We start from the raw sequence: 11,796 nt of genomic DNA on the forward strand, positions 1-11,796 counted from the left end.
ATATCTTACTTCAACTTCTTGATGAAGGTACACTTACTGACTCTAAAGGTGTAGTGGTAGATTTCAAAAACACAATAATTATCATGACTTCTAACATTGGTTCATTAGAACTATTAGAAGAAGTGAAAGATGGTGTGATTTCTGAAGAAACTCGTAAAAATGTTACTAATCAACTTTACGGTTACTTCAAACCAGAAATCCTTAACCGTATGGATGATATAATTATCTTTAAACCATTAACACAAGATAATATTAAAGGAATCGCTAATAAACTTCTTAACGAACTTGTTGCACGTACCGCTAATAGAAATATTACTTTAACTTATACTGATAATATTTCTAGTTGGGTTGCGACTGCTGGATTCGATATGAAATTCGGTGCTCGTCCACTTAAACGATTCATCCAAAGTCAAATTGAAAACAAACTTTCAGTTGAATTAATCCGTCATGGTATCGAAGATGGAATGGAAATCCACCTAGACTATGTAGATGATGAATTGAAAATTGATATAAAATAATAAATTATCTATAAATTATAGGGCTGGGAAATTAATTTCAGCCCTTAGTTTTTTGCATGTATAGTGAATTAGTCACAATTTCTAGAGAATCATATATATCCTATTTATAATAATAGAATTTAAATTTAGTGTAAAAGTAAGAAAGGGAATTTATACAACAAATCAAGAAACCTTCTTAATAAAATCTTAAAAAGTATGGTTAGGATATGTTCAACCTTCTAATTATGAGAAACTCGTCCTATAAAGATACAGAAGAATTAGTTTATAACAAAATTTTCAAATGCTTTGTAGTCGATTTTTATTGTATAATACTTTATTGTTGATCATATGAGTGTACATATTCCGAAATCAAGTCTACTCCCCAATCTAAAACAACTTCTTCTGAAAAAAGTTCAATTTTTTGATTGAATTCAGAATACAATACTCCAGTTTCTTTATAAAATATACGGAACAATTTTGATATTTTATTTTTAGAATAAATATGATATTCAATATCTACATTGCAATACTTTTCGTTATCTTTTGCTGAATGATAATTAATAAAAATATTCATTCTATCAATTTTGTTTCTGTAAAGAGCATGTTCAATATTCTGTTCCACATAGTTTGAAGTATAATCTACTCCGTTTTTTGATTTACTTTTATATTCTGTTAATATCGTAGAAATTAACTCAAAATCATATTTATTACTTAACTTTTCTAATGCTTCGACAAAACATATACTAAAAGTATTAACTAGTAAAGCATTTTTCTCTTTTATTTCTTGTAGATCAATTTTTCTTTTTTCTTCGTATTGTGCAACTTCCAATTTTAACCTTTCATCACTATCTATTTTTGATTTTTTAAGAAAATTTTGAATTAAAATAATTAGTTTATCATAATTTGGTCTATCATCGGGAATATAATTTAAACAAATTGATATAATATTATTTGCAAAAATCATATCAGTATTATTAGCAAATTTTTTTACTAAATTAAATTCTTTTAGATGCCAAAAATTTGATGGTAAAAAATCATTTTTTTCACCATTTATCATATACCAAATGACTTTTCCAATAGAAAATATGTCTCCTTTATGGTTAATATTGTCAATTCTACCTTTTTCATATTCTGGAGCAATAAACATTCTTGCTCCTATCGCTGTTTCAGCTTGAGTCAGTCTTTCTTTTTCTGTATCTATATAGCAAATCCCAAAATCTGTTAAAAACAACTTATAATCTTCTCCATCTTTTTCATATAAAATATTATCTGGTTTAATATCTCTATGATAAATAGGGTTTTCAAATTTTGAAATTTTATTCAAAGCATGTAAAATAGGCAAAAATAGTTTTAAAGTTTTTCTCACATCACCTTTTGTGTAACCTAATAAATCATTAATATTACCATCATATTTTTCCATTTTTATATATGATTTTTTAATGTCATTAGAATCATCAAAAACATCATAAATTTTTACTACACCATCAATAGGATTATCTTTAAAAAATCTCATTATTTCTAATTCTAATTTAAATCTATCTATTTTTTCTTTAGAAGAATTATTTCTTAAAAACTTTTTCGCTTTTGAATCTTCAGTAAAATAAATATTTGAATTTCCACCTTTTTCATCTGGTTTTTTATACATTTTAATTCTCCTTCTATAAATTTTTATTATTAAATTTCTTGATTACTGGTTTATAAATTTCATTTTCTGCTTTTCTTTAGGTTTTACAGATTTGTAAGTACCGATTACTAATTTAGAGTTGCATAGTTTTTTATATTGCATTTTAATTATATCATATTGAGGTGAATTTATAAAAAAGCATATCAAAACCTACAGGGAAGAAATTATAACACTACAAGTAGAAAATGTATATTTAGATTTGTTGATGTTGTAATGAAAGGAGTTTACTTGTATAATTGTAATAATAGTTATTTATAAAAAGATTAAAATAAAAATAGAATATGAATTTATTCTAGAATTAATAATATACGTTTTAATATATAATTATTATAAATGATAAAAAAGATAGGAGAAGAGTATATGAAAATAGCGGTTATGGCTGGAACACCGATTGATTCAAAATTGGGCGGAGAATTATTAGCTTTATATGGCTATAATGATGTAGTATTAGTACCGATTTCTAATAATCCAGTAGAGCAAACTACGTTCCAAGCTCTAGAAGATGAAGAACGTGAAAATATTATCGTGAAAATTATTGATGAACTGAAAGAGAAAGATTGTGATGCGATTTTTGTTTATTGTAATTCTCTTAGTTCGGTTGTCGATTTTGATAGATTGGCGGATGAATTGAATATTCCTATTATTACTCCTATGCAAATGTATAGAAATCTAGGTCTTGAGTATAAGTATCTTGCTGTAATGGCGGCGAATTCTCATGGTCTTACGGGTGTTGAGAACAATCTTTATGTATCGAACCCGCGTCTACGTGTATTAGGATTATCAATGTTGGAGCTTGTTAAAGCGATAGAAGAGGGAAATAAACCTGAACAAATAGTTGATGATTTCAACTTTAAGACACTGTTTAATTATTTCGAATTAACGAATGTAGAAGCGGTTGTTCTTGGGTGTACTCATTTTCCTTATATAAAAAAAGAACTTGAGAAAATCACTAACCTTCACATTATTGATGTAGGAGTATTTATGATAGATAGTTTAAAGAGAAAGGATATATAGAATGCCAATAGGAATAATAATTAATACGATTGCTATATTCTTAGGCGGTATAGTAGGAGCAGTATTAGGGGATAAATTACCTGAAAAGTATAAAGAACAATTAAATATGATATTTGGTCTTTGTTCAATGGGGATGGGAATAGCTTCAATCGGTCTTATGAAATATATGCCTGCGGTAATATTCGCGATTATTATAGGGACATTAGTAGGATTATTCTTTAATCTTGGAGATTTAGTATATAGAGCTTGTGCAAAAATGCAAAAACTTATGGTGAAAGTTGTTCCAAAAACAAATACTTCTATGTCAGAGACTGAATTTTTAGCTACATTGATTACGGTTATTGTGCTATTTTGTTCTAGTGGAATGGGAATTTACGGAAGTCTTAGTGAAGGTATAACAGGGGATCCTAGTCTACTGATTACGAAGTCTATTCTGGATTTCTTTACAGCTGCTATTTTTGCATGTAATCTTGGGTATATTGTATCTCTAATAGCTGTACCACAATTTGTTATTTTTACGTTATTATTTTTATCAGCTGGTTTAATAGTTCCACTTACGACGCCTGATATGATTAATGACTTTAAAGCTTGTGGTGGTTTCTTAATGGTCGCTGCAGGATTTAGAATATTGAAACTTAAGATGTTCCCGGTTGTAGATATGGTACCTGCGATGATACTAGTAATGCCATTTAGTTGGCTTTGGGTAAATGTGATTTTATATTTATTATAAATATATATAAATAAAGCTAGTTAGAAAATAAATAATTCTGACTAGCTTTACTGTATATTTATTATTTTAAATTCTGAATTCCTAAACCGCGGAGTTTACTATTTTCCTTCTAAGTAACTTTCATTTCTTTCTTTTGCTTGTTCGAAGATACTGTTGTATTCTTCAATCATTTCTTCTGTGTATTCACCTTCAACTTGTTCGCAATCTAGTGAATATAGTACTTTTTCAACTCTTTCATAAACATCCTCTAGAGTAAACTCTTTATGAAGAAGTTTTTCTAATGTTTCCATGCAGTTTGGATCGATTTTTGGGTATTTGTAATTTATCTGTTGATCTTTAATTCCGATATCGTAAAATTCACGCATTATGTTCGCGCGTTTTTGTTGATCTCCAAAGATGCTTATATATATTGAAACAACTACCGAATCTTTGATCTTTCTTTGGGCTATTCCTGCGAATTTTTTTCCATTTATACTTAGGTCATAATCTCCAGGACAGTATGAATTTGTTATTTCTATAGCTTCAATTTTGTTAGCACCTTCTGGGAAGACGGCTTTGATAAACTCTGTCATTAGCTCATAACCTTCATTAATTGAAAAATTATCTTTTGGTTTATTCATAATGATTGATAAATTTAATATACCTTTATCTGAAATTATACCAAGACCGCCGATATTTCTAACTGCTGGAATAATATTATTTCTATAAAATGCGAATAGAGCTTCGTCGAAGAATGGTACACGAGTATCTGGGGCTCCGATTATCGCAGAATTTGGTAATGTGTACATGTGTAAAATACACTCATCATTACCAGAAATTGTACGTAAAAACATTTCATCGGTAGCAATAGGTATTAGGGGATTTACAATATTTAATGTTTTATAGACATTGAATTTTTTATTTCGAATAAGATTTAGCATAGCTACTCCTTCTAAATTTGTCGATAATATATATAACTTAAAAATTAATACTTTATAATTATAAGTTATGCGAATAATTTATGCAAGGTTTTAATAATATTAGAAAATAAAAAAGGAGACGGCTCAAAATGGTTTCGAGTCGTCTTAAATTATTTTATAGGTTAAGTTTGTAATCTTCTGGTTTAATAATTGGTACTATTTTCGTAAATAGTTTTACGAAGAAGAAACCAGAAAGTATAGGTATTACTGCGAAGACTAAAGCAGCTTTTAGTAGTTCAAAAGCACTACCGTCTGTAGTAGCAAGATGTGCTAATGGTCCAACTAGACCACTGAATCCAAATCCTGCGCTCATCGCTGTTCCCTTGATATTTAGTAACGCAGCGAATACTCCAGAACATGCTGCACTACATAGAACTGGAAGCATGATTTTCGGTTTAGCAAAAATATTTGCCATTGAAATCTTTGGAGATCCAATAAAGTGAGCGAAGCAAACACCTTTTGAGTTTACTGCCCATCCTGCGATTGCTAGGGTAAATCCACAAGCACAGATTCCAAGATTTGCAGCTCCTGAAGCAATTCCATCGATATTAATAGCAAGAGCAACTCCTACTGATGTAACTGGTGAAACTACTAGGCAAGCAAAAATCATAGCTATAAGGATTGTCAGGATAATAGGTTGAAGAGTAAGAAGGTGTTTAATTCCATCTCCTAATAATTTTGTCACACCTGAGAAGAAAGGAAGTGTATATCTACCGATACCACCAATAATAACGAGTGTTAATGGTGGTAATATGATTACGGCATAATTTTTAGCTTTGTCTCCGATTAATAAGATAAAGGCTGTTGCTAAAGCGGCAGTGAATATCATCGTTACGATATCTCCTGAGCCTTTCAGCATTAGACCTGTTTTATCAGGTGTTGGTATAATAGAACCACTCGCAAATAATGTAGCTAGCCCAATAGAAACACTTTGAACAGGTGTAAATTTAAATAATAATCCAATAATAATTCCTGAAGCTAGTCCAATCATTGCATTAGAAATAGTTATTGATAATGATAAGAACGCAAGTGCTGGGTAAAGTTTTCCTATATATTTTAATAGTTCACCTAGTAATGCACCTGGAACTAGACAAAGAACCGTTCCTAATGCTATACCATTAAGTACATTCATGGTGAAATTTTTTATTGTGATATTTTCTTTCATATGTTCTATCTCCTTTACTAAAACTTAATCTTTTTAGATTATTAATTATTATAGCGTAAAATGAAAGGGTTGTATATTAAAAGATTTGTTTTGTAACTAATTATAGTATCATTTTTACTATATCTATAGAAAAGATTTAACTTTGTTTTAACTTTAGCAAGTATAGTGTATAATAATAATAACATAAAAATGGCTTGAATTTAATAAAAAGAAGGTTGGCAATAAGGTTGATAATGTACATTTATAAATGATGTGATTATCAATTTTTACATATATATAACTTTAGTGTATAATAATATAAGAAAAGTTATAAAAAAGGAGACTAAAAATGAGATTACTAAGAAGTTTACTATCGTTATTAATAGTCTTAGCTCTATTTGGCGGTAGTATAACATATGCATTAACACCAAGTGAAACTATAAAAAACACAGAGAGATTGGCTAATGTTCAAGCAACGACTAGTGTGGCGGATTTAAATAAAAATTTTATTTCGAATGTTTCTTTTTCAAATTCGAAATTATCGACATCGTTAAAACTTGATAATGATACATTTTTATCAATTTTAAAGAATTCAGTTGACAAGGATTCAGAACTACTTCAAGGTAGTTATGAGCTTGTTGGTAATCATATTGTTGCGAAGTTACCAGTAAAATTAGGATTGTGGGATACGATGATTACTGCTAATGTCAAAGTCGTTGGTGCAAATAATAGTGTAGATTTAGTACTAGAAGACGCTAAAATTGGAAAAGTGCCAATTCCTGATTTTGCTTTGGAAAAATATCTTAAAGAAGCATTGACAGGAACTGGAGTTGGAGTTAAAGGAAATATAATTTCTATAAAAGCATTAGGGTTACCTATTAATGTTGATGGTGTAGATGTTTCTGGTGGGAACATTAATGTTACTGCATCACTAACGCAAAAACAAATTTTGGAATATACATCAGAAGCGTTAAAATCGTATCGTAGATCATAGTAAAAAATCAAGATTTTGAAACCAGTTGAATTTAAGGAGATTATGATAGTTTGTAAATCCTTAGTATTTGCTTTGTTTTCAAAGTCTTTTTTTATATTTCACTTATGTTTTCAGAAAATTTTATATTAAATTCACATAAAACACTTGAAAGTTTATGATTAATGTAATATAATAAATCTATCGTAAATAAAGACAAGACGACTATGTGGAGTTTTTAGAGAGAAACTGGTAGGTGGAAAGTTTTATAGAAGCATAGTAGTTATCACTTTATTGTGTAATTATTTTAATAGAACAAACAAGTGCTCTTAGTAGGAGTTAAAAGAGGTGGTACCGTGGATACATTTCGCCCTCTATAACTTTTGCTAAGAGCTTTTTATTTTGAAAGGAGAAAAAATGGTAGAATTAAAAGATACATTATTAATGCCAAATACGAAGTTTCCAATGCGTGGAAATCTTCCAAATAAAGAACCTGAATTCCTAAAACGTTGGGAAGAAATGGATTTATACAACAAAATTTTAGAAAAAAATGCTGGGAAACCATCATACGTTCTTCACGATGGACCTCCATATGCGAATGGTAACATCCATATTGGACACGCATTAAACAAAATTTTAAAAGACTTTATCGTTAAATATAAAAACATGAATGGTTTTGTTTCACCATTTGTTCCTGGTTGGGATACTCATGGTCTTCCAATTGAGCAAGTGTTAGTAAACAATGGTGTTGATAGAAAATCTATGCCAGCTAACAAATTCAGAAATAAATGTAAAGATTACGCATTAAAACAAGTTGATAAACAACGCACTGACTTCAAAAAACTTGGGGTTCTTGGTGACTGGGAAAATCCGTATGTTACACTTGATCCAAAATTCGAAGCTGAACAAATCCGTGTATTCGGTAAAATGGTAGACAAAGGATATATCTACAAAGGATTAAAACCTATCTACTGGTCACCATCATCAGAATCTGCATTAGCGGAAGCTGAAATTGAGTACCACGATCACACTTCACCATCTATCTATGTTGCTTTTGACTTAGTTAGTGAAAATGGTGCTGTAGAAAAAGGAACTAAGTTTGTAATTTGGACAACTACTCCTTGGACATTACCTGCGAACTTAGGTATCGCTGTTCACCCTGATTTTGAATACCAAGTAGTTAAGTACAATGGAGAAAGTTACCTAGTAGCTAAAGAAAGAGTTGCATTCTTAACTGAAAAATTTGGTTGGGAAAACTATGAAACTGGTGAAGTATTAGTAGGTAAAGATTTAGAATACTTACTATGTCAACACCCATTCTTAGACAGAACATCTACATTAATCTTAGCAGATTATGTAACACTTGATTCAGGGACTGGGCTAGTTCATACAGCACCTGGACACGGGGTTGATGACTATCTTGTTGGTCAATTACAATACAAACTTGGAGTATTATCACCAGTTGATAACCAAGGTGTTCTTACTGAAGAAGCGGGGCAATTCGCTGGTAAATTCGTATTTGATGCGAACAAAGATATTATTGCTCACTTAGCTGAAACTGGAGCATTATTACAACAAGAAGATATCACTCACTCATATCCACATGACTGGAGAAGTAAAAAACCAATTATCTTCAGAGCTACACCACAATGGTTCTGTTCTGTAGATGCTTTCCGTTCTGAATTATTAGAAGCTGTAGATAACACTAAATTCTACAGTGAATGGGGTAAACCAAGATTATATAACATGATTCGTGACCGTGGTGACTGGGTAATCAGTCGTCAACGTGTTTGGGGTGTGCCAATTCCTGTATTCTATGCTGAAAACGGTGAAGCTATCCTTGATATCGACTTAATCGAACACGTAGCGAAAATCTTCGAAGAAGAAGGATCAACAGTTTGGTTCTATAAAGAAGCTAAAGAATTATTACCAGAAGGATATACTCACCCAGGAAGTCCAAATGGTGAATTCACTAAAGAAATGGACATCATGGACGTATGGTTCGACTCTGGAACATCTCACCAAGGATGTTGTGCAATTCGTAAAGAGTTAACTTACCCAGCTGACTTATACCTAGAAGGAAGTGACCAATACCGTGGATGGTTCAACTCTTCACTTATCACTTCTGTTGCAGTATCAGGAGTAGCTCCATATAAAGAGTTAGTATCTGCTGGATTCGTTATGGATGGTAATGGTAACAAGATGAGTAAATCATTAGGTAACGTTATTTCACCTAACGATGTTGGTAAAGAACTAGGTGCTGAGATTATCCGTCTATGGTCTGCAAGTGTTGACTATACTCAAGATGTACGTATCTCTAAAGATATCCTAAAACAAGTTTCTGAAACATATAGAAAAATCAGAAATACTTTCCGTTTCTTACTAGGAAACTTATATAACGGAAGCTTTAATAACCAAACAGATCTTCTTACATATGAGGACCTTGAAGAATTAGATAAATACATGGTTCTTAAGTTTGAAAAAGTTGTTGCGAAAGTATTAGATTACTACGAAAACTATCAATTCAATAGTATTACTACTGAATTAATTAACTTCTTTAACGTTGAATTATCTTCATTCTACCTTGACTATGGTAAAGATATTCTTTACATCGAAGGTGAAGATTCTCACAAACGTCAAAGTATGTTAACAGTTCTTTACACAGTATTAAGTAAATCTGTTAGATTATTCGCACCTATTCTTTCATTCACTGCAGAAGAAGTATATGACAATATGCCGTATGAAGATGTTGAATCAGTTCACTTAACTGATTTCCCAGTTAAGAACTTAATCGATGATGCAGCATTGGAAGCTAAATGGGATAAACTTTTAAAAGTTCGTGATGATGTAAACAAAGCATTAGAAGAAAGCCGTAATGAAAAAGTTATCGGTAAATCTCTTGAAGCAGCTGTTGAAGTATACAGTAACGATGCAGAAGTTGTTGAGTTATTAAACTCTGTAGCCAACCTAAACCAATTCTTTATCGTAAGTAAAGTAGCTGTTAAAGAAAATGATGGTGTAACTTATGATCTTGCTACTGTAAAAGTAACTAAAGCAGAAGGACATCGTTGTGAACGTTGTTGGAACATCGTTGATGAAGCGAACGAAGAAGGGCTATGTCCACGTTGTGCTAGCATCTTAAATAAATAATTTTTAAAAACTCAAATTAACTCAGATTAATTTGAGTTTTTCTTTATGATACCAAAGATAAAGTTTTTAAGAAATATAATTGTCAGTTAATGTTTAGACTAAGAAATAGTTTTCTTTTTTTAAAGGTAAGTTGTAAAATGAAAATAAAAAGATAGGTGGGATTATTTATGCGTTATGGTTATATACGAGTATCGACAAAAGAACAAAATATAGATAGACAACTGACTGCATTATCATTAGAAAATATTTCAAAAGAACAAATTTTTATAGACAGAGCTTCAGGAAAAAATTTTAATCGAATTGAATATCAACGATTATTAACAATTTTGCAAGAAGATGATGACTTGGTAATTAAATCTATTGATAGATTAGGTCGAAATTACGATGATATTTTAGAACAGTGGAAATTACTTACAAAAGTTAAGAAGGTTCATATTGTTGTTTTAGATTTCCCTTTGTTGAATACTAGAAATAATATTGATACTATAACAGGAAAACTTATTTCGGATTTAGTTTTACAAGTTCTTTCATACGTATCGCAGATGGAACGAGAACAAATCAAACAACGACAGATGGAGGGGATACATGAGGCTAAAAAGCGAGGAAAAAGATTTGGGCGTCCTCAACTAAAAATACCAGATGAATTTTTAGTTGCTGTAGAATGTTATAATCATAACATGTTAACTATAAGAGAGGGAGCAAAGTTGTTCGGTGTTTCAAAAAGTACATTTCATAATTGGTTAAAAAGAGTGGAAAAATCGTAAATAAATGTAGACTTTTTTAGACAGACATTGGATATATAATTTGTTACATTCAATGTCTGTCTAAACGTATATTACTTCATTGAATATTTCTTAGTTGTTATTTTATCAAATTTGTCCAAAAAAGTCTGCTTTTTTGGACAAAAATACTATTTCAAAAATACTAGGAGGAAATTTTATATGAAATCAAAAAAAACTAAATCAATTAAACTTTTAGCAGCTTCTACTGCGATATGTACAGCTATTGGAGTTACTTCAATTCTAACTTCAGTTGATGCTTTTGCATCTTCAATAACTCAGGAATCAGGTAATGATACTAAAGGGAAATTAGAAATTGTTACAAATCCATTTAAAACTTTTGAAGATGTTGAGGACTTCGTAGATAATACGTTGGAATCACTTTTAAATAATCAGGCTTATCGATTTACAATTGGACCATTAGATTTGCTAAATCCTGAAGAGGGGTATATTCTTAGAACGGTTTTATCGTATAATTCTGAAACATTTTCAAAATCGCAAGCGGAAGCATTAGCTAATAAATTAATAGCTGTAGCTGATGCTACAATTACTGGAAATAATCTATCAGGAACAATAAAGCCAGCAGAAGCAGGTAACGTACCATCAGGAACAATAAAGCCAACAGAAGAAGGTAACAAACCATCAGGAACAATAAAGCCAGCAGAAGAAGGTAACGCACCATCAGGAACAATAAAGCCAACAGAAGAAAGTAACGTACCATCAGGAACAATAAAGTCAACAGAAGAAGGTAACGCACCATTAGGAACAATAAAGCCAACAGAAGAAGGTAACGTACCATCAGGAACAATAAAACCAACAGAAGAAGGTAACGCACCATTAGGAACAATAAAGCCAACAGAAGAAGGTAA

At 30.8% G+C, this 11,796-nt stretch carries 10 protein-coding genes; 7 read left to right on the forward strand and 3 right to left on the reverse strand.

Annotation, left to right across the window (positions count from 1 at the left end; genetic code table 11):
- Nucleotides 1-518, forward strand: a 518-nt coding sequence (locus RWS90_RS06970; protein WP_314549934.1) for an AAA family ATPase, incomplete at its 5' end; no start/stop codon positions are given.
- A 313-nt stretch (nt 519-831) separates the two neighbouring features.
- On the opposite strand, the gene RWS90_RS06975 is transcribed toward RWS90_RS06970, so the two are convergent.
- A complete protein-coding gene (locus tag RWS90_RS06975) occupies nt 832-2,142 on the reverse strand; it encodes a protein kinase domain-containing protein (protein WP_314549937.1) in 1,311 nt (436 codons plus the stop codon).
- A gap of 399 nt (nt 2,143-2,541) precedes the next feature.
- On the opposite strand from RWS90_RS06975, the gene RWS90_RS06980 reads away from it, so the two are divergent.
- Together RWS90_RS06980 and RWS90_RS06985 are read left to right on the forward strand one after the other, a co-directional pair.
- On the forward strand, nt 2,542-3,195 hold the full coding sequence (locus RWS90_RS06980) for a glutamate racemase (protein ID WP_314549939.1): 654 nt from the start codon (nt 2,542-2,544) through the stop codon (nt 3,193-3,195).
- A 1-nt stretch (nt 3,196) separates the two neighbouring features.
- Nucleotides 3,197-3,925, forward strand: a complete 729-nt coding sequence (locus RWS90_RS06985; RefSeq protein WP_314549941.1) for a DUF554 domain-containing protein — start codon at nt 3,197-3,199, stop codon at nt 3,923-3,925.
- A gap of 98 nt (nt 3,926-4,023) precedes the next feature.
- Here RWS90_RS06985 and RWS90_RS06990 read toward each other — a convergent pair whose 3' ends face one another.
- Both RWS90_RS06990 and RWS90_RS06995 read right to left on the reverse strand, forming a co-directional pair.
- Nucleotides 4,024-4,845 (reverse strand): lipoate--protein ligase family protein, encoded by an 822-nt coding sequence (locus tag RWS90_RS06990; protein WP_314549944.1) that lies wholly within the window; start codon nt 4,843-4,845, stop codon nt 4,024-4,026.
- A 154-nt stretch (nt 4,846-4,999) separates the two neighbouring features.
- Nucleotides 5,000-6,049 carry a PTS sugar transporter subunit IIC gene (locus RWS90_RS06995; protein WP_314549946.1) on the reverse strand — a complete coding sequence of 350 codons (1,050 nt, stop codon included), beginning with the start codon at nt 6,047-6,049 and terminating at the stop codon, nt 5,000-5,002.
- A 328-nt stretch (nt 6,050-6,377) separates the two neighbouring features.
- On the opposite strand from RWS90_RS06995, the gene RWS90_RS07000 reads away from it, so the two are divergent.
- The 4 genes from RWS90_RS07000 to RWS90_RS07015 all read left to right on the forward strand — a co-directional run.
- A complete protein-coding gene (locus RWS90_RS07000; protein ID WP_314549947.1) occupies nt 6,378-7,022 on the forward strand; it encodes a hypothetical protein in 645 nt (214 codons plus the stop codon).
- Between the two features lie 393 nt (nt 7,023-7,415).
- Complete coding sequence (gene ileS / locus RWS90_RS07005; protein ID WP_314549950.1) at nt 7,416-10,148, forward strand: isoleucine--tRNA ligase; 2,733 nt, start codon at nt 7,416-7,418, stop codon at nt 10,146-10,148.
- A gap of 167 nt (nt 10,149-10,315) precedes the next feature.
- Nucleotides 10,316-10,912 (forward strand): recombinase family protein, encoded by a 597-nt coding sequence (locus RWS90_RS07010; protein WP_314549953.1) that lies wholly within the window; start codon nt 10,316-10,318, stop codon nt 10,910-10,912.
- A 177-nt stretch (nt 10,913-11,089) separates the two neighbouring features.
- The coding region (locus tag RWS90_RS07015) for a hypothetical protein (protein ID WP_314549954.1) at nt 11,090-11,796 on the forward strand (707 nt) is incomplete at its 3' end.

The organism is uncultured Gemella sp., from assembly GCF_963529685.1.
Classification (GTDB): Bacteria; Bacillota; Bacilli; order Staphylococcales; family Gemellaceae; genus Gemella.

Bases quoted from the DNA above. Each gene is read 5' to 3' on its own strand.
- RWS90_RS06975 (WP_314549937.1), bottom strand. From the start codon at position 2,142: ATGTATAAAAAACCAGATGAAAAAGGTGGAAATTCAAATATTTATTTT.
- RWS90_RS06980 (WP_314549939.1), top strand. From the start codon at position 2,542: ATGAAAATAGCGGTTATGGCTGGAACACCGATTGATTCAAAATTGGGC.
- RWS90_RS06985 (WP_314549941.1), top strand. From the start codon at position 3,197: ATGCCAATAGGAATAATAATTAATACGATTGCTATATTCTTAGGCGGT.
- RWS90_RS06990 (WP_314549944.1), bottom strand. From the start codon at position 4,845: ATGCTAAATCTTATTCGAAATAAAAAATTCAATGTCTATAAAACATTA.
- RWS90_RS06995 (WP_314549946.1), bottom strand. From the start codon at position 6,049: ATGAAAGAAAATATCACAATAAAAAATTTCACCATGAATGTACTTAAT.
- RWS90_RS07000 (WP_314549947.1), top strand. From the start codon at position 6,378: ATGAGATTACTAAGAAGTTTACTATCGTTATTAATAGTCTTAGCTCTA.
- ileS (WP_314549950.1), top strand. From the start codon at position 7,416: ATGGTAGAATTAAAAGATACATTATTAATGCCAAATACGAAGTTTCCA.
- RWS90_RS07010 (WP_314549953.1), top strand. From the start codon at position 10,316: ATGCGTTATGGTTATATACGAGTATCGACAAAAGAACAAAATATAGAT.